Below are 22,288 nucleotides of genomic sequence, written 5' to 3' on the forward strand. Positions count from 1 at the left end.
GAGTATCCACCGGTACCGTCGTGCGCATTCTCAAGTGGCTGGGCATAGCACTCGCAACGCTTGCGACTCTGGCGATCCTCGCGCTCATCGTCGCGGGGTCCTTCCTCGATGCCAACCGCTTCAAGGATCACATCGTGCGCCTGGTGGCGACCCAGACGGGACAGCGCCTCGATCTCGATGGCGATATCAAGCTCGATTTTCTCCCCTGGCTGGCGCTGCGCACCGAACGCGCGCAGCTGTCCGACCCTCAACATCCCGATAGTCCGCCGATCCTCGCCTGGGAGCGCGCGCGCATCGCGGCGCGGCTCTGGCCCCTGCTGCGCGGCCGCATCGAGCTCGATCGCATCGACATCGACGGCGCGCTCCTGAATCTGCGGCGCGATGCCAGCGGCCGCGGCAATTGGGAAGCGCTCGAAGCTCACCCGAAGCCCGAGGCGCCGACGCAAACGACGCCGACGCAGGCAACGCCTTTTTCGCTAGGCGGCATCGCCATTCGCAACGGCCGCGTCACCTGGTGGGATGAGCGCAGCGAGTCAGGCGCGGAACTGTCCGGGCTCGACCTCGATATGGGTGCTTACGAAGAGGCCCGGCCGTTCGACATCGACCTGAAGGCTGTGGTCGAGGCGCCGCGGCCACAGTCGGTGGACCGCACGCGTGTGGCGCTGCACGGCAACGTCGAGAAGACCGGCCGCACGATCAAGGTCTCTCAGCTGGCGGCCGCGATCGCCTTCGAGGCCGATCGATTCGCCGATGGCATGCTGCCACTGCAGCTCGATGTAACGGAGATGACAGTCGTGACCGAGCCGCTGGCGCTCGCCGTGCCCGAGTGGACGGTCCGGCTGGCCGACGCGAGCGCCTGGGGCAAGCTGAGCGGCGGCATGCAGGATGGGAGCTTGGCCGTCAATGCCAACCTGCAACTCGCGCCGCTGTCGCTGCGCGATGTGCTCGGCCGCGCCGGCGTTGAGCTGCCGGCGATGCGCAGCGACACCGCCTTGGCGCATTTCGCCATGCGCGCCCAGCTGCGCCAGGATGGCAAGGGTCTTGATGTCGCACCGCTCAATGTCGAGCTCGACGCGACGCGCTTCGCCGGCACGCTGCGCCGCGCGGCGGCCGAGGGCGCGCCACTCGAACTCGATCTGCGCGGCGACAAGATCGATCTCACCGGCTACATGGCGCCCGGCGACACCGACAGCGAGCCGTTTGAATTTCCGACGGCGGCGCTGGCGAAACTCGGCATCACGGGGCGCATCCGGCTCGACCATGCGCAGCTTTTCGATGTGACGATGCAGGATGTGGTCATCGACATCGAATCGCGCGCTGCCGATCACACGGACGGCGCCAGCGATTGAGCGCAGCGGTCATGGCTGCCGACCCGTCAGGCTTCGCTGAGCGAGTCACGCAGTGGCACGAGCAGTCGGGCCGGCACGACCTGCCCTGGCAACAGCCGCGTTCCGCCTATCGCGTGTGGGTTTCGGAGATCATGCTGCAGCAGACCCAGGTCGCGACCGTCATCGATTATTTCAATCGTTTCATGCGCCGCTTCCCTGGCGTGGTGGCACTCGCCGACGCGCCGCTCGACGAAGTGCTGCACCTGTGGTCGGGCCTCGGTTACTACACGCGTGCGCGCAATCTTCACGCGTGCGCAATCCGCATCCGCGATGAACACGACGGCGTGATACCGCTCGATCCCGCGGTCCTCGCGCAATTGCCGGGTATCGGCCGCTCGACGGCCGCGGCCATCGTCGCCCTGGCGGGCAGCCAGCGCGCCGCGATCCTGGATGGCAACGTCAAGCGCGTGCTGAGTCGCTATTTCGCCGTCGATCTCGTTCCGGGCACGGCAGCGGCGGAGCGCCGGCTGTGGGAGTTGAGCGAGCAGGTGACGCCTGCGCAGGATCTCGTCGCCTACACGCAGGGCATCATGGATCTCGGCGCGACGCTGTGTGTCCGATCGCGTCCGTTGTGCGCGCTATGTCCGCTTGCCGAGGGCTGCCGTGCACGCGCGCTCGGACAACAACATCGCCTGCCGCGGCCACGGCGCCGTGCGCAACGGGGCGCGCGCGAAGCCGTCATGCTGCTCGCCGTCGATCGCAACGGCGCGGTGCTCCTCGAGCAGCGACCGGCCACGGGCATCTGGGGTGGGCTGTGGAGTCCGCCGGAATTTCACACAGCGAGTGCGGCGCGCGCCTATGCCGCTGCAACCCTGGTGGATGCCGATGAATCGTTGGCATCGCCCGCGCCGCTCAAACATGCATTCACGCATTTCGATTTGACCATCGTGCCGCTGGTGATGCGTTGTCGCGGCATCTCCGCGGTGGCTGATGGCGCGGGACTGATGTGGTACGACAGTCGCGCCGCGGCGCGGGTGGGGCTGCCGGCGCCGGTGGCGCAACTGCTCGACTGGCTTGCGCCGATGGTCCAGCCGACTTAGCCTTGCGCCATGGTTCAGTGCGTCCTCCTGAAGCGCGAAGCGCCCGGCCTCGATCGGCCGCCTTATCCCGGGCCGCTGGGCAAGCGCATTTTCGAGTCCGTCTCGCGCGAAGGCTGGGGTCGCTGGGTTGACCACCAGACCATGCTCATTAATGAGTATCGGCTAACGCCCATCGACCCCAAGGCGCGACAGTTCCTCGAGAAGGAGATGGAAAAGTTCTTTTTCGGGGAGGGCTCGGCGACGCCGGAGGCCTACGTTGCGCCGACGCAACGGAAATAGGGTTTCTCCCCGACGAATTTTCTCGCTTTTTGTTTTCAGGGGCGTATGATCGCCCCCCGGCTCGTGACCATTCTGTTTGTATGTATTGGCCCTCCATAGCCCTTCCTGGGCGCGCTTTTCCGGCTGGTCTGAAACTCCGAACGTTCCCGAACCAGGTGGCCTGACCTGTGCGTGACGCATTGTCGTGTCTGCAGGGTTTAGCCGTTTTGTCTGCGGCCTCGCGGCCGTTTCTTTGATAGGTACTCTGATGACGAAGCTTTATGTGGGAAATCTCCCATTTTCTGCCGACGAAAACTCTGTCCGCACGTTGTTTGCACAACACGGCACGGTCGACTCGGTTGCTCTGATCAACGATCGTGAGACCGGCCGCCCACGCGGATTCGGTTTCGTCGAAATGCCCCAGGGCGATGCCCAGCGCGCCATGGAAGCGTTGAATGGCAAGGACTTCAACGGTCGCGCGCTGCGTGTAAACGAAGCGCAGGAACGCGCCCGTGGTCCGCGTCCGGGCGGCGGCGGTGGCGGTGGCTACCGCGGCGGCGGCGGGCCGCGCCGCTAACGGCAATTGAGTCGGTGGCGGGTCCGGCCCAGGCCGGATCCGCCATCGGCCTTTCGATGCCGCACTCGTCATCCCGTCCGGGTTGACGCTGTAAAACCCTGCGGCTGTAATATTCCTCGTCTCGCGGGATTCCCTCGTTGGCCAGGTAGCTCAGTTGGTAGAGCAGCGGACTGAAAATCCGCGTGTCGATGGTTCGATTCCGTCCCTGGCCACCATTTAAAACAAGTAGTTAGCGTTGACACGCTTTCACGGCCGACCTACGGTTATAGGAATTTTGGAGCCGAGTCGCCCCAAATGGCCGCTTCGTGAAGATCTACTTCAGCGACTATTTCAACGTTGACCCCGTGGACCTTGATGCCTATGGCGCATTCAACGTGTCGCTGATCAATGACCTTCCCGTCTTTATCGACCCTTTCCTACTGTTCAACAGCGATAAGGATGAGTATCAGGCCCTCCACTCGGAGATCATTCGCTATGTTCGATTCCTGCGGGATGTTTCGACCGAGAGCGGGATTGCGAAGGGACTATTGCATCAATGGTATCGGTTCCCCGAAGTTAAGCAGACTTGGCTTGGCTATAGCAAAGTCGGGAACAGCGGGTCCGGTCTTGGGCGAAAATTTGCTAATGCGCTCCATCAATACTTGCACACGATCTTCTCTGACTTTGGTGAAGAGCAAATCACTCAGAGCAGCCACCTGGAAAAGCTCTGTTTAGTAAAAGAGGGGGTAGGCAAGGACAACATCAGCGATTTCACGACGAATCTCATCAAGGGCTATCTCTGCCGATATACGGAGCAGTTTGCTGCCGACTACATCGATGCATCGCCGACCTGACACCCTGTTTAGTCCCGTTAGGGTCTGGAGTCCGCGGTTAACTTGAGATTGGTCCCGTCTTGGGTCCGTTCAAAGCTGGAAAAATGCAGCTTCTTGGCCCTCTCTCGCTGACCGGTTCAGGTACTCCCTGGGCGTCAGCTGACCCAGCGAGCTGTGTGGTCGATGCACGTTATAATCGATACGCCACGCTTCAATCTTGCTCCTCGCATCGTCGATCGACAAGAACTGGTTCGCGTTCAGGCATTCGTCGCGCAGCTTGCCGTTGAATGCTTCGATGAATCCGTTCTCCGTAGGCTTTCCGGGCCGGATGAAGTCGAGTGTCACGCCGCTTCGGTATGCCCATTCGTCCAGCGCTCGTGACGTGAACTCCGTGCCATTGTCCACGGTGATCGTCCGCGGCTTGCCGTGGCATGCAATGGCACGATCGAGGGCGTCGGCGACGCTCTGACCAGACAGACTTTGAGCCACCTCCAGGATCGGACTCCAGCGACTCCACTGGTCAACCACGGTCAGCACCCGAAACGCCCTGCCGTCATGCAATGCGTCGTGGACAAAATCCATGCTCCAGCGTTCATGTGCCCGACTGGCCGCCGGCGGTATGCCGCGGTGCTGACTGGCATGCTTGCGTCTCCTGAGCTTGTGACGCAGTTGCAGCCCTTCGAGCCGGTAAAGACGCCGGATCCGCTTCATGTTCACCGCCCAACCTTCTCGGCGGAGCATCACGTGTACCCGCCGATAGCCGAACCGGGGCCGCGCCTGCGCCACTTCTCGCATACGACGCCGCAACGGCTCCTGCGATGGCAATCGACTGCGATAACCACACAGGGATCGCGAGATCTGCGTCAGCCGGCACGCCCGCGTCAGACTCGCCCCATAAGCGGTCTGAATCCACTCCACGAGCTCGCGCTTGCGCGCCGGCCTCAAGCTTTTTTTCGGATGATCTCTCCCAGGATATGCTTGTCGAGCGTCAGGTCGGCCACCAGCCGCTTGAGCTTGCCGTTCTCCTCGCGCAGGATCCGCAGCTCGCGCAGCTCCGTCGATCCCAGGCCTGCGTACTTCTTCTTCCAGACATAGAACGTCGCCTCGCTGATCCCCAGCTGCCGACAGACGTCGCCCACCGCCGTGCCAGACTCCGCTTGCCTCAACGCGTACGCAATCTGCTCGTCCGAGTGTTTGCTTCGCTTCATGGTCCCCTTCTCCTCGGGCGCCTGGCGCCACTTCCGGAGGACTTCCGAAGCCACTTTAGTCCAGTTCCAAATCGACCTCAAAGTCGGGACTCAGGTCAATGCGATTCCCAGCGCCGCGTCGGTAAGAGGTTGCGCGTCTGCAGCTCATTCTTCAATCGCAAAAGAAAGGCCGGAACGGGATATGGAAAACTCAGCTAACATTGATCCGGACCGAAGGCAATCTTCATACGAATAGCCAGAGCGGCAAGGTTCTTGGCCAATGCTGGACGAAGCACTGGAGCTATCAGCGACACTGCAAACGCAGGATTCTCCCGAGCGGGCAAAGGCGTGGGTGGGCCTCGCACGTGTTGAGGCCGCGCAGGGGCAATGCAGCCGGGCGCTGGCGTTGTGGGATCAGGCGAGACAGTACTGGACGAAACAGGCGGCGCCGGACAGTGCCGGGCGAATTGCCGAAGCGACGACGTCCCCGTGCGCGGCTGGAATTGGCATGAAAGGGCGCCTATTCTTCACTTCGCGCCGCGCGATTTCAGGGAGTATTCGATGAACGATACCCTTCGCATTCCCGCCGACCTCGCAATCGCACGACCATTCGTTGGCGGATCCCGCTGTTTTGTCGTGGCGCTTGTCGGGTCAGCTCTGCTTTGCGCATGCGACAAGAACAAGAGCGGCATTGTGCAAGGCACGGATGAACCAGAGACACAGGTCGTTGATTCCGATCTGACCGGAGCCGAACAACAAACGCTGTTGTTCTCGCTTCCCGGAAAACACTTGTGGAAGACGCGCACAAGTGCGGACAGCACAGCCATCGCCTACTTGTTCGCCGACACCAAAGGCGCCTCTCTTAGAATCGTCACGCCCGATCGAGGTGTCGTGTTCTCGGCGGAATACGACGGAATCATTACCTTTCAGGACCTTGGAAACGGCCGATCGTGGCAAGGTCGGCAATATGGGGACGAGACATCAGACGTCGTTGTCCTTGGTACGGATCGGCTGTCGAGCGGGGAATGGTTGGTTCTGGAAAGCCTGAATGTTTCAAGCCATGCCTCAGGTTGGAGTTTCTTCACTTACGGAAAAGGCAAGTGGAAGCACGCATTCAATGGTGCCGTGCAGGAAACGCAGAGCTACATTGGGTCAGTGCTTTCCGAGAACGGGAAAGGCTTTGCCTATAGCGTCCGTAGTGATTCCGGGCAGTTGGTGGTGGTCAATGGTGTGGCCGGAAAGGAGTACGATGCGGTCGCGTCGTTGACGTTGAGCAATGACGGAAAGCGTTCCGCTTACTCGGCGCAGCACGACGGCAAACTCGTAGCAGTGGTGGACGGCAAGGAAGGTCCAAGCGTCGAAGCGCTCAGCGCGTTCAACTTCAGTCCGCAGGGACGTCACGTTGCTTACGTTGCAAGGATTGGCGGCGCCATGCGTATGGTGCTCGATCAGGTCCCCGAGGCCGCTGCCTACGACGCATTTCAGAAAGACGGCATGCATTTCAGCCGCGATGACTCACACTACTACTATCTGGCACAGAAGGGGTCGGAATGGATTCCAGTTGTGGACGGAAAGCCGCTGGATCGCTATGCCTCAGCCCGGGCCATGATCATGAGCCCCGACGGCCAGCACGTCGCGTTCTACGCGATGGCGGACCGTACGTGGAAGCTGATCCGCGACAGCGCCGAAGAAGGTGCCTATGTTCTCATTGGGCCGGGGCCGGTTTACAGCCCGGACTCGCAACGATGGGTGGCGGCTCTGGGCTCGAACCCGAGCAAATTACAAGCGCTCGTCGACGGCAAACCGGGTATGGAGTACGACGGAGTCGCGTCCGCGGCATTCAGCCCGGATTCCAGACACGTCGCATACAAGGCCCAGAAAGGCTCAAAGGAAGTTGTTGTTCTGGATGGCAAGGAAAGCGCCGAATACCAACACATCAGTTCAATGCCTCTCCTGTTCAGTCCGGCTGGAAAACATCTCGTGTACATTGCATCGAGCGACGACAAGTGGCGTGTCGTCATCGACAACAAGGACTGTCGAAGCTACGAGAATCTAGGCACAGCCCCGGTATTTTTGGCTAACGGATCAGTGGCCTATATCGTCCATACCACGGATTCCGTGTTTCTCGTGACCGTCACGTAACCCGCGGACACAGACGCCCGGCCGTTTCACTGGCATGGCCGCACTCCACACGTGGTCCTAGGCAGCCGACGCCTCAGCCCAATACCAACGACGCCTGCAACAATTCCCGGAAATTGTCCCCTGGGTGGAACTGGTGTTGGTTCGAGCAGGTCGGCTAGACTGAATGCAGACTCCGAAGGCACCAAGTGAAGACGATAGGAATTCTGGGCGGCATGTCCGCTGTTTCGACGCAGATCTACTACCGTGAGCTCTGCAGATTGACGCAATCGCGACTTGGGGGCCTGCATTCTCCGGAACTTCTCATTCGCTCACTGGACTTCGCTCGTATCGAAGCGCTGCAAACTGAGGGCGACTGGGCCAGCGCGGGGTCGATACTGAACGATGCGGCAAAGGCGCTCGAACGTGGCGGGGCCGGGCTCGTTATTCTCGCTACCAATACGATGCACAAATTGGCAAAGGAAACGATGGCGGGTGTCGGACTGCCCTTTATTCACATCGCAGACGCAACAGCAGACGCGATAGCCAGACGTGGACTGCGGCGGCCTGGGCTCATGGCAACTGCATTCACGATGCAGCAGTCGTTCTACACCGAAAGACTGGCTGCGGCCGGCCTGCATCCGGTTTTGCCGAATGTTGCAGATCAGGAGGAAACACACCGTGTCATTTACGAAGAACTCTGTCGGGGCATGACCACTCGCGAGAGCACCGCCACCTACATCGCAATCGCGAAGCGTCTCGCAGAATCCGGAGCGGACGGTCTGATACTGGGGTGCACAGAGGTCGGCATGTTGCTGAACCAGGGTAACGTGGATTTGCCCGTATTCGACACGACATTGATCCATTGCGCCGCCGCTTTGGATCTGGCGCTTGAACCAGGATCGACGCCGGACTCTGGTCGCGCGAAGGAAACAGTCGGATGAAAAAGCGCCGGGAGCAAGGCAAGCGCCGGCGCTAGGGATCGTCCAGCGGATCAAGGATTCGCAGATCGTTGAAGCGTCGAAAATCACGGTCGGTTGAGCACAGCACGGCACCGCATTCGATCGCTAGGGCGGCGAGTGCCGCATCCGTGATCAAGGGACCCGTGATCCGGGCCTCATCGACCTGATTGCGGAAGAGAGCCCAGAAATGATTGCCCGGCGCGAGTGTCGTGACGTTGGGCCGGACGAGCCACGTGTCGACGATGTCACAGGCGGCCGAGCCGGTGAGCGGTCGTCGCGTGGCCCTGGGGTTGGTCGCTATGCGCACGAACGCGAGGATCGTCTGCCAGGAAATCGCCACTGTCTCCTGTTCGTTGAGTACGTCCTCGAGCCACTGGCGGCAGGTGCGGTTATGAGTGGAGCCGCTGTCGTAGGCGTACAGCAGAATGTTGGCGTCAAGTAGCTTCAACGATGCGCCGCACCCTCGACCTCATCCAGCAACGCCCCGATGTCATCATAGGAGTGGCCGCGCACGGGTCCGCCGAGATTGGTGGCCCTCACCCGAAATGGCGCCGCATCCTGCACGGCCCGGCGCTGCGCCAAACCAGCGCGCAGATACTCATTCACGACGACCCCGAATGGTCGACCGCTGCGACGCGCCTCGGCCTGCAGGCGGCTAGCGACATCGTCATCCAGCGTAAGGGTCGTGCGCATGATCGCAATGGTAGCGAGTAAGCATCATGATGCCTACGCATGCAGCCGCATCGGGGAACCGGTCATGCCGCCACCCGCCAGCGACGTTTACGAGCGATCCGCAAACACAGGTTGCCGGCATCCTCGCGTTAATGATCCAGATCGGCATCCGTTCCTTCGGACCGACGCGGGAACGAGCTTACTTCTTGCTGAACGCGTGAACGAGTTTGCCGTCGACCCACCAACCGTCGTCCCGCAACTCGTAAACTGTGCGACCGACACGCAGTCGAGCGCCGGAAACGACAATGCTGGGCACCTGGTTGAACATGTCATTGATCAACAGCAACTTGTCCCCCTTGTCGGGATCGAGCCGCAATTGGGCTATTTTATCGTCGAAGTAGACCACCTCGACTTGACTGTCGTAATAGCCCGGCTGGGCGGAGCTGCCATCGAAGGGATTAAAGCCGAGGGTGAAGTCGCCTTCGTGGTACACGAATCCCCAGTTACTGGATCCCTTGCTCGACCCGCCGGCTGCAGCTTGAGCTTCGGCGGACTCGTAGATGTACCCGATCTCTTCGCTCTTGAGGCGGCCACCGAAATCCTTCAGTGGTTCTGATCGCGGGCTCTCAGGTGGCCAAGCGGCGCCGCAAGCCGTAATGAAAACAAATTGGACAAGTATCAGCGCGATTCGGACATTGTTGCTCATTTCAGTCTCCGAACAGGCTTCGGATCTTACGGCTACATCGTACCGCAGTCTGCCTGAAAGTTGGCGATGAGTCGGGAGCCATTCGTTTCGAGTCCGAGGAGCGGGTGACACACTTACCGATTGCGTAAAGCTCGCCAGCATCAACTTATTCCGCGCGAAATACTTTCTTGCGGGATGACGTCCAAAGTAGAGCGTGGGCCATTCCACGGAACCTGGAGCCAACGTTCGTGTCTGGACTCGCATCCATGATCATCGATGCCCATCAACATTTCTGTTTCGCGAAATCCGAATACGGGCTCGACGACTATTCACCTGACCACTATCTTGCCGATGTCGCGCCGCTGACACGTCATCTGTGCGCGACCGTCTTCGCCGAATGCAATACGCACTATGACCAGACTGTACGGGCCGAGCTGCAGTCGGTCGGTGAGACGCGCTTCGCGGCGGCGCTCGGTGAGAAATTTGCCGCAGCACCGATTCGATTGGCTGCCGCCATCATTGCCCACGCCGATCCATTTGAGGCCTATTCACGAGCGCTGAAGCATCTTGACGAGAAATCCCGATTGGCAATTTTCGGGGGCAATGCGGCTCGCATTTACCGCGTCGAACCTGGGGACTGTGAGATTGGTTAGCTCCACCGGATTGAGTCGCGAGCGGTCAGTGGCACCGTCCCGCGACACAATTGGCGTCGGTTCATATCGTTTGGCGACACAATGCCATTCAGGGTTTGAATGGATCACTCGCTGGTTTTGGCGCCGCTGGGGCCGCAGTTGAAAACGGATCGGGCTGGATGGACGTCTTGTCCCCCTCCGAAACTCCGCCCAGACCACGATAGGCCTTCGCCAGGCCGGAGACATCGGCCGGTATCTGTCCGGGTCCAAGTCGCTCGCCGGTGCAGGGATCAGTCACCGGCGCTGCCGCCGCCGGTGCGCGCGAATCGGTCTGTTCACCGCAACGCTTTTCCTCGGCAAGCAATATCAGCCGCTGGAAACGCGCGTCATTCATCAATTGCATCATGGGACCCATCGGCGCATTGACCGGTGTGCCAACCCGCGCTTGCTGCTGCGCGAGCTTGCGCGCCGCGCACACATCCGAACCTGCCTTGGCGGCCACACGGTCCGCGCCATGCCTGTGCATGGCTGTGGCCATTTCCTCCGCGATCTGCCAGCAGGACTTCGCGCGGTCGCCCGGCAGCTCGGGGCCCGGTTCGGCGATTTCGAACTCGTCGGATTCGGAGGCACGCACAGATGCGGTCAGCGCCACGCTACAGAGCGAGATCAAAACCGCAAGAATCGTCGTGCGCACTGTCACGTGCCGGATGCAGCGGCCGTCACGACCTCGGTTGCAACCTGCTCGAGCAGCGGCGACAACAGATCCTCGCCGTTTTCCTTTGCCTTCCTGTTGAACTTGTTCTGTTTGACGGCATCAGCCGAACCGGCTTTGGTCAGGGTGTAGCTCACGATCATCGTGTCGCCCTTGCGCACGCTGTTCTGCTGCGCACCCGTCATGGCCTGCATCGCATCCTGCTGCGCCGACTCCATCGCCGCGGTGCTTGCGACCGAACTGACCGCCTGTGCGGCAACGACGCTACCCATGCCACCGCCCATGTTGCCCATCATCGGAACCGCGCTTGCGAGCGGCGCGAGGTTCTTGAGGAACCCGAGCCCTCCGCCTTTCTTCTGCTCAACGCTCGATTGCAACACGTAGGTACATCCCTTTTGCGCCGCTTCGGCGTCGATCTGCGCGGGAATGCGCGCGTCCAATCGGACGAGTGTCAGTGCAGGTCCCGCCATGTATTGACCGAGCGTGACCCGCACCGGCTCACTGACATCGGTCGGCGCATTGTTGCCCTGGCCGAGCTGGGCCTTCGGCAAGGCGATACAAACGGTAGCCGGCGTACCCGCGGCCTGGGCAAGTCCACAGGTCAGCAGGGTAACGAGAGTGGAAGCGGGCAGGTGCAGGCGCATGGACGTATCCTCCGGAACGGTAACTGACATATCGCCTCTTCAATTCGGGCGACTCCATCAGGTATTCCGGGTTCCAATCGGCAGGGTTACAGCCCGGCTTTCTCAGTGGCAGCGAATTTCGGTCGCCGCTACCGAGCACAGGTCCGGCGGTCCATAGGCGCGCCAGTAGGCGGCGAGACCCCACCGTTCCGCGAGCTCGCCATAGCGTCGATCCGCCCGCAGTGCCGCGGTCTTCGGGGACCAGAGGTTCGCCATGCGGTACGAATAGTACTCGTCATCCACAAGGTCGAAACTCGAGGCCGTGCGGTAGGCATCCTCGACGGCACCCAGCATCGAGTAGAACGTGGTGGCGAAAGCGGGCGTCATGATGGCTTCATGCTGGTGCAACCACGTGATGGCGGCCTCGCGCTGGGCCGCCTCGACAATGCCATCCACCAGAATTTGCTCGCCCGGAATTTCCTCCGCAGGCAGACCGGTGCGTTCCGAACGATCCTGGAACCAGGACCGCAACGGCTCGGTCTGGCCAAGTTCGAGCCGCACGATAGTCGCGGCGAGCGGACGCGCGGCACCGAGCTCCTCGGATTTTCGCCACAATTGCAGCGCCTCGTTGCGATCGCCGCGCAGCGTCGTGAGCATCGCAAGCCACATCATCGGCTGCGCACTGTTGGGTTCGAGCGCGACACTGCGCCGCTCGAGCGTCAATGCCTCGCGCAGTTTGCCGACGCTGTACAGGTGTACCGCAAAGAAGTGCAGCGCCGACGGATCGCGAGGATCCGTTGCCAGCGCCTTTCTGAACGACACCTCTGCGTCGTTATAGTGACCATTCAATGATGCATCATCGGCAATCACGGCATGTGCTTCCGCAAGACGGGGATCGAGCTCCAGTGCGCGATGCGCGAATCGCAGTGCGAGCGCCTGCGGATTGCCGTCCGGCGACGGCCAGCCCGGCGCCCAAAGTGCGTAGACGGCGGCGAGCGCGCCATACGCCTGTGCGAACCGCGGATCGAGCGTGACCGCTGCGCGCAACTCGTTCGCAGCCTGCTCCATGGTCTCGGGTCTTCGCCAGCGCAGCAGATAGCGGCCGCGGAGATATTTTCGGTAGGCTGCGGGATTGGCCGTCAACGCAGTCGGCGACAGTTGCGTCTGCAGGGCATCTCCTATTTGGACCTGCAGGCTGGTCACCAGCGCTTGCGCAATCTCTGATCGCATCTCGAGCAGGTCGCGCGCGTCGGAGGCAAAAGTCTTGCGCCAGACATTGCGGCGATTCTGAACATCCCAGAGCTTCGCATGGACCTCGATCGTCCTGTCGCGCCGCTCGATGTCGCCGCTCAGCATAAGCTCCGTGCCGAGTTCCGCAGCAGCGGCGGCGGGATCGCTCGCAGCGTCGGCATCGAAGCGAACACGAAATGGAACGACACTGAGCGTATCGACCTGACGGAGTTCGCGCAGCAAATCGTCCGTCACGATCAGCGTCAGGTCGTCATCGGCCGGATTCTTAGAAGCATTGACGAATGGCACGACGCCGATTGATCTTGCTAAGGGCGCGGCGAGCGAATTCGCTCGCGTGTCGATGTCGCGTGTGAAGTACATCCAGGCGGCCAAAACAAAAACAAGCGACAAGGCCGATGCCACCTGGATTCCTCTGCGATGAGACAGTCGCTGCCATCTGAGTCGTACTCGCGCTTCGCTGCTCCCTGTCGTTTGCCAGCGCTCGATGTCAAGAGCCACGGACTCGGCAGTTGCGTACCGCTCGGACGGATGTTTCGCGAGACAGCGCAGCGCAATCGCGGCGAGATCGGCTGGCACCGACTGATCGAGTTGTGTAGGTGGCGCCGGAACGATAGTCGTTACGTGGCGCAATGCCTCGACACCATCGAGGGCGTCAATCGGTGGTCGTCCGGTGAGCAGTTCGTAGAGGATTGCGCCGAGGCCATAGACATCGGTGGCCGGCCCGACTTCGCCGAACTCGGCGCTCACCTGCTCGGGCGCCATATAGCCGGGACTGCCGATCGCCGAGGCCGGGAGCGTCAATAGTCGATCGACCGTACGGAATTTCGCAAGACCGAAGTCGCACACCAACGGCTGGTCTTGGGCATCGAACAGGATGTTGCGGGGCTTCAGGTCGCGATGCAAAATGCCGCAGGCGTGCGCATGCGCAACGGCACGTGCGATCGCGGCAACAATTGAGGCAATGGAGTGCCAATCGCCTCGCAGTCGTGCGATGCGTGCATCGAGCTCCCCGCCTTGCGCGAGCTTCATGCTGAAATAGGGCAGTCCTTCGTAGTCGCCCACTTCGTAGATGGGCAAAATATTTGGATGATCGAGCCGGGCTACCGCTTCGATCTCCGTCACGAATCGCTCCCGCATGCCCGCGAGACTCGCTAGCTGAGGCAACATCACTTTAAGAGCGACAATTCGGTCGGCCGCTCGCTGGCGCGCACGATAAACAATTCCCATGCCACCGCGCGCGATGACTTCGAGCAGGTCGTAGTTGCCGATGCGTTTGCCTGACAACGAGGCCGGACCCTCGAGGTGCGCCTCGTGACCGCCTGCTCCTGACACGGGGTCTACGGTTTCGTCGTCCGCATCGCCGAAACCCAGCCGCAACAGACAGGCCACGCAAAGACCGTCAATACTGGTCTGCATGGAGGCGCCGCATTGCGGGCATCGAATGCTGGACATGTCGGAGGCAACGCTCATGGGTCCTCGGAGGGTAATCCGGAACTGTTGTCCCGGAGTTACGGCGCCGACAGGACGCGAAGAAGGTAGCGGAGTTCGTCGTCGATTTCGTGCGGCGCGGACACAGTCATCGCGATCTCCTGGCGCAGCAGCGATCGCAGCTTCGCGCGCATGCGATGCACGGTGACTTTGATCACCGACACGCTGACTGCGAGCTGTGCAGCAATGGCGTCGTAACGTTCGCCATCATCCGAGACAAGAAATCCCTTCAGTGCAGAAAACATTTCGGGTCGATCTGAATAGCTCGCCTGCAGCTGGGAGAGTGCGCGCTCCATCACGACGCGCGCCCAGCGTCGGTCGAAATCGCGTTCGGTGTCCATCGCCGGATCGAGTGCGCCATCGGTTGCAAGCCATGCTTCGCTGGCATCGATGTCGAGCGAGACTATGTGCACCTTGCCGCCGCGGCGCTGCGCGCTTTCGAACTCACGACGATTTGCAATGTAGTACTTGAGGCAACCGAGCAGAAAGCCGCGGAAGGATCCCTTCAACGGATCGGCGCGGCCGATTGATTGCCGCTCGATGAGGTGCACGAAGAAGCCCTGCAGCAGGTCTTCGGCTTCCGTGCGCGAGAAGCCGCGTGCACGCAGGTGAGCGAATAATGGGAACCAGTAGGCACTGCAAAGGGATTGCAATGCCTTTCGGGCGGCCGGTTGATCCTCGTCGGCCGCCAGGACGACCACGCTCCAGTGCGTGTCCGGAAACTTGTTCCCCGCCATTTTGCGGTGACACAGCTGTGACGACTTTGCCCAGTATGCCTCGCCCGGGCGCTGCGGAATACGCGCTACACCCGAATTGTATGGCTTTCCGGCCACGGAGCGGCTTTGTAACCCCGGCGAACCGATACCGGAGTAGGTACGCGGAACCGTCGCGCCTGGCGACGCGGGGAATTGGCTTCGATGCGCAAACGTCACGTCCGGGGGGTGGGGATCCTGTTGGCGCTCATGGTCGGGGGCGTGCCGCCCTCGCTGCGCAGTGCCGGCGACGACAATTGGCAGGGCTCAATTCGCTCCGAAATCACCGTCGTCGCGCAGGGCTATTCGCATCAGGAGACCCAGACGTGGACGCTCGCCGGCGCAGCACCGACGGTCCAGGGTAGCGTGCGCTCGTATCCGGCGACCTGGACCGTGACCGCCCAGGGCAGCCATGACCGGACGCGCAATTCGGACCGGCGTATTGCGCAATGGAGCGCCAACCTGTCCAGCCCTGTCGCGCAAGCGCCGATCGGGTTCACTGTAATGCCCAACGGCGCGCTCAACGTGGGCAAATGGCACGCGCAGCTGACCGTGTCCGGTGGCTACAGTGGAACGGATCAGTTCATCATCAGCGGTGCACCGCAGACGCAGCAGCAACTGTCAGCGACGGTTTACGAGTGGCAGTTTCCCAAGATCGAGGATCGTGCATCGGCGACCCAGCTGACCGGCTCGAATACGACGCAGGTGCGGACACAAGTCGGACCGCTGCAACCTTCCGATGCCGTCGTTACGGTTACGACGACCTGGGCGCTCGGCAGGGGCACTGCGCCGTCAATGCCGCCGTTGGCGTCGAGTTCCGGAAGTGGAGCGCCGCCGCCGGGAGCCGCGAGCGACCCGTTCGCCGGAACCCCGCCGGCGAACGGCGCGGGGAGTGATCCCTTCGCCAATGCGTCGCCAGCAACGGGCGGGCCGGCAACCAACCCGCCCGGCACAAGTCCCGCGGGCGGTGATCCGTCGTCTCAGCCTGTCCGCACACCACCGCCGAGCATCACGGTGGATACACCGCGCGAGACCTGGACACGCGGACAGACTCATACCGTGACATGGACGCACAACATCACCGAACCCGGCTCCGGGTTCAACGTCATGGCTCATTTCACCCTCGAGAATGGGACGACCGCGAACACCGCCTTCGGTTTCAGCGGCAGCATGGCATCACCGGGTACCTTCACCGGCGCGGATCAGCTGTTTGATTTTCCGAGTCCAGCGGTCAGCGCCCATGTATCTGTCACGTTCCTGAAACCGGACGGCTTTTCATCTGGCATCCGTGCGGAGAGCAACGAATTTCCTGTCGCACCAATGCCAAACGCTACGACGTCTGTTGGGGCCGGAGCCGCGGGTACGGTACGCGTTCTTTTTCCCAACGGCGGCGAAGTTTGGCAGTCGGGAAATTTATTCACGGTGTTCTGGACCCATACCTATCCTGAGACCCAGAGTTTCGATATTGATGTTTCTGTCGACAACGGGGTCAGTTGGGAAACACTCGCGACGGCGCCCGGCACGCGCACGCCGGACTCGCAGAGCCGGTTCACGGTGTCGACGCCTGCACGCTCCTATCCGGGGACGAGCGGGCTGATTCGCATTTCGCCGTCGGGCAACGTTGCCGCGGGCGATATCAGCGACGCACCGTTCACGTTCGTGGCGCAATCAACCGATCCGAGCTCCCCCGGCACGAGCCGCGGACTTTCTACGCGACTGGCGCGATTCTACGCCAATGTCGGTTGGCAGAGCCCGTCGTCTGGCAGCCCTGTGTCGACGACTCAGGTGCCGCGGCCGACTGTCGGCAGCGAGCAATGGTTCAATATCGGCGCGTGGGACGATGAGACCTTCAACTCGCAGCAGCTTGCTTTTTCGGCATCGATCTCGGGCGGTGCGGCCGGCGAACAATACGACATCGAGCTGAGCGAGCAAACCTCCGCGACGCCGACCACACTCGCATCGTCGGGCGCCAGCAGTACACCGCGTGCAGCCTACGCCTGGGCCAACGCGTCTGGTGTCGCAGACGATCGCCTGCTCTACATTCGCGTTCGACGCACTGTCGGTAGCAGCAGTGGCAATTACACGTTGACGCTCAAATGGGGCGAGGCGCCACAGGGCATTGGAACGGCGACCGTTGTTCCAATCAATCCCACCCTGCTGGCGCCCCCCAGGCTCGTACAAATCAAGGTGGTCTCGCCCAATGGTGGTGAGAGTTGGGCGGCCGGGCAGCAGCGATTTATTACCTGGACACACAATCTGGGCGCTGCGCAAGCGTTTGCGGTCGACTGCAGCACGGATCGCGGCGCGACCTGGACAACGATCAGCGATTGGGGAAAGCCGCCAATCGACATGTCAAACGTGAGTCCCGGTCTGGTGGGCGTATTCGCCAAGCTGCCCGATTCGCTGGGTTCCACGGCCCTCGTTCGTGTGCGCATGGCCGGTGAGCCGCAGGGCGGCGACACGAGTGACGACACATTCAGCCTGGTGACGCCGGTCATCGTTATCCAGACGCCGGTCGCAGGCGAGCGCTGGGTTATTGGATCAAGACCCTCACCTGCAGTGACGTGGTTTCATAATTTGTGGCCGACGCAATCATTCAACGTCCAGATCAGCCGGGACGGTGGAGTGACCTGGGGACTACCCGCCGGTAACAGCAGTGGCAAATCATCTGTTCAGTGGTGGGAGCTTACCGGGCCGGCAACGACCCGCGCCCGCATTCGGGTTACTAGCACCACCGGCGGCTTCGGTGCTGGCGGTCCCGGGACTCCCAAGTCTGTTGTCGCCGAGAGCGCCAACTTCACGATCGCGGACCCCTGAGGGAGTGTGAGGGTTCAATGGCGCCCTGCTGACGTCAGGCGCGACCACGTCCGCTCAGGGAACCGCCGCCGCGCAAAGTGCGAGCGCGCAGCAAAGGCGCCTCCCCGGTGAGGTGCTGCCGGAGGATCTGGAAACCTCCCGCGCACGCCTGACCGAATGGCTACTGTGGATACCGTCACGATCCTTTACTGGGTGCCAGTACCGTTGATTATTCCGGGAAGCCCACTCTCGCTCCTTACGCTCTCGGGCTTCTTTGTCGCCGGTATCGTCGTTTTGGCACTGATGGCGAACGGCCTGCGACGCGCGCGAAGTTCTTTCGGGGTAATGCCTGCGTACCTCAGTGCGCTGGGCGTTTTTCTATTCGCCTTTGTGTTGCCCTACGCGTATGCGACTGGTTAGCGTTCCGGATGACAGGATTCGCGATCGTCCTTTCCGATTTGCGCGAAGTCATTTCATGTCGCTGTCGATCAAGCCCTAGGCGCGCAGATACCGCCGCCGCTGCGACGTCGGCAACCGCTCAACGGCATATCGCAACATGGTTCGTGGCATGAGGGTTGCATGCGCATCGAGAAACTCGAGCAGATGCTTTTTGCCAACACGCTGTCCGACTTCGCGCAGCATCCAACCCGTGGCCTTGTGGATCAGATCGTGCTCGTCGCCCAACAGACTTGCGGCAATACGCAGCGTGTCAGAAGCCTCGCCGTTGCGTATGAAATGCAATGTCGCCAGGATCGCGATACGCCGCTCCCACAAAACCTTCGACCGACACAATCGATAAAGCTGCGCGCGTGAACGATCCTGCAACCAAGCACCCACGATGTGCGGTGCTGATGCATCGACCAGGTCCCAGTTGTTGACGTGTCGAGTGTTTGCCAGATAAAGGTCGTAAATCGACCGGCGAACGTCGTCGTCGCCGCGAGCAAAGGCGCGTACCAACAAGATCAACGCCAATAGCCGCTCTTCGTGAAACTTCGATCGCAGCAGCGTTCTGAGTTGCGGCAGCGGAAGATCTGCACAGGCTGCGGCCAGCTTTCGTGTGGCCGGAACGCGCACACCGATGAATCGATCGCCGGCCGCGTATTCGCCCGACGCGGTCTTGAAAAATCTTTGCAGGAATTGCGCATCCGTTGTGCTGCCCAGCGCTCGTAGCCGATCGCGGATCTCGGCAAGATCAGTGAGTTGGCGGTCGTTGTGAAGCACGGCCATGACGGTGATGATAAGCTGTCGACGTCCAGCTCTATATATATATGCATACGCGGCCGGCCGTAGCAGTCATGCTGCCGTTGCCGATGTGCTGGCGAGGACTTCAGCGTGACTCGATCATCCGGGCTCAAGGTTATCGCCAGTGCGGCAGCGATTGCGGGGGCACTGGACCTCACTTACGCGCTGGCATGGAGCGCGGCACACGGCACGCCGCCGATCAAGGTGCTGCAATTCGTAGCCAGCGGATTGCTGGGCAACACCGCCGCAAACGGCGGCTGGGGAAGCGCCGCCATTGGCATTATCGCGCACTTTGCCATCATGACGATCGCCGCCGCGTTATTTTATCTGGCGTCCCGCCGATTTGCCCTGCTGAACAAGCGGCCAGTGGTCAGCGGCGTGCTGTTTGGTATTGGCTTCTACCTCACCATGAATTACCTGGTCACGCCGCTGTCCATGATCGGTCGCCCGGTCTATGTCGGTACAGAAAGCATGGTGCGCAATCTGTTTGCACATGTGCTGCTCTCCGGTTTGCCGATTGCATTTGCGACCCGAAAGTTGTCCCGGGTGAGCGGCACCGTCATTCTAGGCGCCGGCTCAATTTCGCACTGACCCAGGCGTGGGTCGGTGGCTTTTCGAGCGTGAGCCGCCAACCAACGAGATTGGTCGCGCGGTGATGCTGTGGCTGCGCGTTGACGATTTTGAAACCAAGATCGATGGCAATCGCCTCGAGCTTTGCAAAGGCATTCACATCGAGTGCGACCCGCTCGAGGTCGGCGAGGCGCCGCGATGCGGCGCGTACGTTATGCTCGACTCCGTCGACTTCGAGCAGCAGGCGCGCCAAGGGCATCCGACCGCGCGTATCGAGTAGCTTTGCAACCGCATCCAGCACGACCCGCAACGTCAGATCGCCGTGGGATTGCTGCTGCGCCGCTCGGCGGATCGATCTGCGCGAGGTCCGTTCCCGTGATGCGCCACTGCCGTTGCAGCTCCCGCGAAAGTTCCGCCGCGATCAGTGCAATCGCGCCATTGCCCGTGCCGACGTCGAGGATATGTGCGTTCTGGTGAAGAGGCGCAAAGAAGTTTCTCCAGACATCGCGCAGTTCCGCGGTGTAGGTGGTGTCGGCGCCGGTGGGGCAGGTCGCGATGGCCCCGCCGCGGTAATAGCTTTCCCAGTGCGCAAGACTCAAGCAGCAGTCCTCGTCTGCGGGCCTGATGTTCTCTTGCTTGGCAACTCAACCGAAACGAGCCCGGACCAACGGCCACGAAATGGCACCCACGTGCGCAGGTAGGTGAGATAGGCGGCATCGCGCGCGAGCGCGAGTCCCCAGGTGCCGCGCCCATTGCCCGGCGCGCCATGTCGAGCGATGAGCTTCGGCGTCGCAGGATCGGCGACATCTACAACCTGAAGCTCGCTATCACCTGCCGACAGATAGACAAGGCGGCGCGCACCATCGAGAGCGATCTGGTTCGTGTGGCCGCGGCTGTTGAACCAGCGATTCGATGCAGTATCGGCGCGCCAGGGGTTCCACCAACCAAGCTGGCTCATGCGCGCTGGGTCACGAGCTGAGATGATTTCGAGTCCGGCGTAATCAACGGCTGCAAAAACAATTCCGTCTTCAATGACCAGATTGTTGTAGGCCTGTTGACGTGTCGCCATCCGCGCGTTGACGTAACGCCCGACTTCGAGCGCTTCCCGGTCCTGCCCCAGCGAGAACACCCTGACGCCTCCAGCATCATTGGCAATGTAGAGATGGCTGCCATCAATGGCGAGGCCGCGACTGTTCGGCCGTGCAACGCGGCCAGGATCGGGACGCGGGAAATCCGGGTCCGGCTTGATCGTCGTGATGAATCTGGGTTTGTCGGCGCGTGCGACATCGAATACCAGCACGCCATGGGACATTGCCGCAACGTAAGCACGCTCGCCACGAACGAGTACCGCGGCAGCGCCCTGCACGCGCTGCGGAGATATCCACAACCCGATAAGCCGCAATTGCGACGGCTCTGCGCAGTCGACGATGGCAAGGCCCGCCGCGGATCCGCGTGCTGCGAACAAGTCGCCGAGCGCCAGGTACAACAAGCTCCCCTGTTGCTGTGCGTCCATGACGTGCAGTTGACCAAACGATGCCACGGCGAGGCGGGAAATCTGCCGTGGCGCCGCGTCGCCTTCGCCGATCTGAAGCGACGCCAGACCGCCGTTCTTGAGACAAAGGTAAAGCCGCCGCGCATCGCGCTCATCGACGCGCACCGATTGTGGCAGGCCATCGCGCACCGCGTAACGCCAACGCGCGGTAAGTTCGTCCATGCTCTCCTGCGCACCGGGATTCTTCGCAGCAATTTCCGCCGCAAACGACCGGTGGCTGGCAACACCCAGCGCGACGGCACCGGCAATCGCATGCCGTCGCGTCACCGCCAACCTCATCGTGCCCAAAATTTCCACCACGGTTTTGCACCGTCGTCGACGTCGGACTCCTCGCCAAGCAATACCTGAAAGTCGGTGATGAGGACAAGCGGCCTGTTGTCCGCAGAGAGTCCGAAGAACGAAGGGTAGGAGCCATCGCCAAACCCGGAGGAAAAACAAATGACATTCTCGGGCCGGTCCGGGCGGGGCTGGAAATTGAGCCAGGAGCGCGTGTGGCGGTAGGTTTTCTGCATGTCATCGCTGATGACATCGTAGAACCTCTTGTCCTGTTTCATGCGCTCGCAAAGGAATTGCCCAGCCACTGCGTCCATGAAGCAGCCCGTTCCGGAATCCACCCCATAGCCGAAGAATTCGTCGTCGCCGAGCTGGCCGTCTTCCTGCGAAGGCAGCAGTGCCATCCTCCAGTGGCTTGGTTCTTCCTGCGCGAACGTCACGCGGGCAAATGCAACACGTTCGTCCTGGTTCGGAAAGGCCGCGATCGCAAGCGTCACCGGGAATGATCCGTTCGGAATCGCCTGCGAATATGCCGGTGCGTCCGGTACGACCAGAGGATCGCAGGCGGTGATGGCGCCCGAGCTCAATTCGACAGGTCCCACCTCGACGGAGTGGAACTTCACCAGGCGACCGCCGTCCTGAATTTCGCCGTTCGCGAAGGCAACCCGCAACTGTTGAGGATCGAGACTGTACGGCAC

22 protein-coding genes and 1 tRNA gene are annotated in these 22,288 nt (G+C 61.5%); 11 read left to right on the forward strand and 12 right to left on the reverse strand.

Features of this window, described 5'->3' with window-relative positions; all coding sequences use genetic code 11:
• The first annotated feature begins 20 nt into the window (after positions 1 to 20).
• From R3E77_02370 to R3E77_02395, 6 genes are all read left to right on the forward strand, one after another.
• Positions 21 to 1,349: an AsmA family protein gene (locus R3E77_02370; protein MEZ5498255.1), complete on the forward strand. Its 1,329-nt coding sequence runs from the start codon at positions 21 to 23 to the stop codon at positions 1,347 to 1,349.
• Entirely contained in the window at positions 1,346 to 2,428 is a 1,083-nt protein-coding gene (gene mutY / locus R3E77_02375; protein MEZ5498256.1) for an A/G-specific adenine glycosylase, read from the forward strand. The genes R3E77_02370 and mutY overlap by 4 nt, the downstream gene beginning before the upstream one ends.
• A gap of 9 nt (positions 2,429 to 2,437) precedes the next feature.
• Positions 2,438 to 2,707: an oxidative damage protection protein gene (locus tag R3E77_02380; protein MEZ5498257.1), complete on the forward strand. Its 270-nt coding sequence runs from the start codon at positions 2,438 to 2,440 to the stop codon at positions 2,705 to 2,707.
• A gap of 247 nt (positions 2,708 to 2,954) precedes the next feature.
• Positions 2,955 to 3,263, forward strand: coding sequence for an RNA-binding protein (locus R3E77_02385; GenBank protein ID MEZ5498258.1), 309 nt, complete (start codon positions 2,955 to 2,957; stop codon positions 3,261 to 3,263).
• 139 nt (positions 3,264 to 3,402) lie between these two features.
• Positions 3,403 to 3,478: transfer RNA gene (locus R3E77_02390), tRNA-Phe, on the forward strand.
• Between the two features lie 90 nt (positions 3,479 to 3,568).
• The gene (locus R3E77_02395; protein MEZ5498259.1) at positions 3,569 to 4,096 is read left to right on the forward strand and encodes a hypothetical protein; all 528 of its coding nucleotides are present in this window, start codon (positions 3,569 to 3,571) and stop codon (positions 4,094 to 4,096) included.
• Positions 4,097 to 4,165: 69 nt separating this feature from the next.
• On the opposite strand, the gene R3E77_02400 is transcribed toward R3E77_02395, so the two are convergent.
• Positions 4,166 to 5,283, reverse strand: a protein-coding gene (locus tag R3E77_02400) for an IS3 family transposase (protein ID MEZ5498260.1) whose coding sequence is annotated in 2 segments (ribosomal slippage) — positions 4,166 to 5,022 and positions 5,022 to 5,283 — 1,119 coding nt in all. Because the reading frame shifts where the segments join, the coding sequence is not laid out codon by codon here.
• A gap of 540 nt (positions 5,284 to 5,823) precedes the next feature.
• Here R3E77_02400 and R3E77_02405 point away from each other — a divergent pair.
• Together R3E77_02405 and R3E77_02410 are read left to right on the forward strand one after the other, a co-directional pair.
• Positions 5,824 to 7,404: a hypothetical protein gene (locus tag R3E77_02405; GenBank protein ID MEZ5498261.1), complete on the forward strand. Its 1,581-nt coding sequence runs from the start codon at positions 5,824 to 5,826 to the stop codon at positions 7,402 to 7,404.
• A gap of 185 nt (positions 7,405 to 7,589) precedes the next feature.
• A complete protein-coding gene (locus R3E77_02410) occupies positions 7,590 to 8,324 on the forward strand; it encodes an aspartate/glutamate racemase family protein (GenBank protein ID MEZ5498262.1) in 735 nt (244 codons plus the stop codon).
• A gap of 31 nt (positions 8,325 to 8,355) precedes the next feature.
• On the opposite strand, the gene R3E77_02415 is transcribed toward R3E77_02410, so the two are convergent.
• From R3E77_02415 to R3E77_02425, 3 genes are all read right to left on the reverse strand, one after another.
• Complete coding sequence (locus R3E77_02415; protein MEZ5498263.1) at positions 8,356 to 8,790, reverse strand: TA system VapC family ribonuclease toxin; 435 nt, start codon at positions 8,788 to 8,790, stop codon at positions 8,356 to 8,358.
• Positions 8,787 to 9,035 carry a hypothetical protein gene (locus R3E77_02420; GenBank protein MEZ5498264.1) on the reverse strand — a complete coding sequence of 83 codons (249 nt, stop codon included), beginning with the start codon at positions 9,033 to 9,035 and terminating at the stop codon, positions 8,787 to 8,789. Before R3E77_02420 ends, R3E77_02415 begins: the two co-directional genes overlap by 4 nt.
• A gap of 178 nt (positions 9,036 to 9,213) precedes the next feature.
• Positions 9,214 to 9,720 (reverse strand): hypothetical protein, encoded by a 507-nt coding sequence (locus R3E77_02425; protein ID MEZ5498265.1) that lies wholly within the window; start codon positions 9,718 to 9,720, stop codon positions 9,214 to 9,216.
• A 227-nt stretch (positions 9,721 to 9,947) separates the two neighbouring features.
• On the opposite strand from R3E77_02425, the gene R3E77_02430 reads away from it, so the two are divergent.
• The gene (locus tag R3E77_02430; GenBank protein ID MEZ5498266.1) at positions 9,948 to 10,352 is read left to right on the forward strand and encodes a hypothetical protein; all 405 of its coding nucleotides are present in this window, start codon (positions 9,948 to 9,950) and stop codon (positions 10,350 to 10,352) included.
• 88 nt (positions 10,353 to 10,440) lie between these two features.
• On the opposite strand, the gene R3E77_02435 is transcribed toward R3E77_02430, so the two are convergent.
• The 4 genes from R3E77_02435 to R3E77_02450 form a co-directional block, all read right to left on the reverse strand.
• Positions 10,441 to 11,031, reverse strand: coding sequence for a hypothetical protein (locus tag R3E77_02435; GenBank protein ID MEZ5498267.1), 591 nt, complete (start codon positions 11,029 to 11,031; stop codon positions 10,441 to 10,443).
• Positions 11,028 to 11,717, reverse strand: a complete 690-nt coding sequence (locus tag R3E77_02440) for a hypothetical protein (protein MEZ5498268.1) — start codon at positions 11,715 to 11,717, stop codon at positions 11,028 to 11,030. Before R3E77_02440 ends, R3E77_02435 begins: the two co-directional genes overlap by 4 nt.
• Before the next feature lie 72 nt (positions 11,718 to 11,789).
• Positions 11,790 to 14,333, reverse strand: a complete 2,544-nt coding sequence (locus R3E77_02445) for a protein kinase (protein ID MEZ5498269.1) — start codon at positions 14,331 to 14,333, stop codon at positions 11,790 to 11,792.
• Positions 14,334 to 14,425: 92 nt separating this feature from the next.
• Positions 14,426 to 15,142 carry a hypothetical protein gene (locus tag R3E77_02450; protein ID MEZ5498270.1) on the reverse strand — a complete coding sequence of 239 codons (717 nt, stop codon included), beginning with the start codon at positions 15,140 to 15,142 and terminating at the stop codon, positions 14,426 to 14,428.
• Between the two features lie 180 nt (positions 15,143 to 15,322).
• Here R3E77_02450 and R3E77_02455 point away from each other — a divergent pair, with 180 nt between their 5' ends.
• Positions 15,323 to 17,974: a hypothetical protein gene (locus R3E77_02455; protein MEZ5498271.1), complete on the forward strand. Its 2,652-nt coding sequence runs from the start codon at positions 15,323 to 15,325 to the stop codon at positions 17,972 to 17,974.
• Positions 17,975 to 18,448: 474 nt separating this feature from the next.
• Here R3E77_02455 and R3E77_02460 read toward each other — a convergent pair whose 3' ends face one another.
• On the reverse strand, positions 18,449 to 19,180 hold the full coding sequence (locus tag R3E77_02460) for a DNA alkylation repair protein (protein ID MEZ5498272.1): 732 nt from the start codon (positions 19,178 to 19,180) through the stop codon (positions 18,449 to 18,451).
• Positions 19,181 to 19,399: 219 nt separating this feature from the next.
• Between R3E77_02460 and R3E77_02465 the strand changes: the two genes are divergently transcribed.
• Positions 19,400 to 19,786, forward strand: coding sequence for a hypothetical protein (locus tag R3E77_02465; GenBank protein MEZ5498273.1), 387 nt, complete (start codon positions 19,400 to 19,402; stop codon positions 19,784 to 19,786).
• Here the strand turns inward: R3E77_02465 and R3E77_02470 are convergent.
• The 3 genes from R3E77_02470 to R3E77_02480 form a co-directional block, all read right to left on the reverse strand.
• Positions 19,755 to 20,066 (reverse strand): hypothetical protein, encoded by a 312-nt coding sequence (locus R3E77_02470; protein MEZ5498274.1) that lies wholly within the window; start codon positions 20,064 to 20,066, stop codon positions 19,755 to 19,757. The genes R3E77_02465 and R3E77_02470 overlap by 32 nt on opposite strands.
• A 294-nt stretch (positions 20,067 to 20,360) precedes the next feature.
• Complete coding sequence (locus R3E77_02475; GenBank protein ID MEZ5498275.1) at positions 20,361 to 21,584, reverse strand: hypothetical protein; 1,224 nt, start codon at positions 21,582 to 21,584, stop codon at positions 20,361 to 20,363.
• A gap of 8 nt (positions 21,585 to 21,592) precedes the next feature.
• Complete coding sequence (locus R3E77_02480) at positions 21,593 to 22,288, reverse strand: DUF4241 domain-containing protein (GenBank protein ID MEZ5498276.1); 696 nt, start codon at positions 22,286 to 22,288, stop codon at positions 21,593 to 21,595.

Source organism: Steroidobacteraceae bacterium (assembly GCA_041395505.1).
In the GTDB taxonomy this organism is placed as follows: Bacteria; Pseudomonadota; Gammaproteobacteria; order Steroidobacterales; family Steroidobacteraceae; genus JAWLAG01.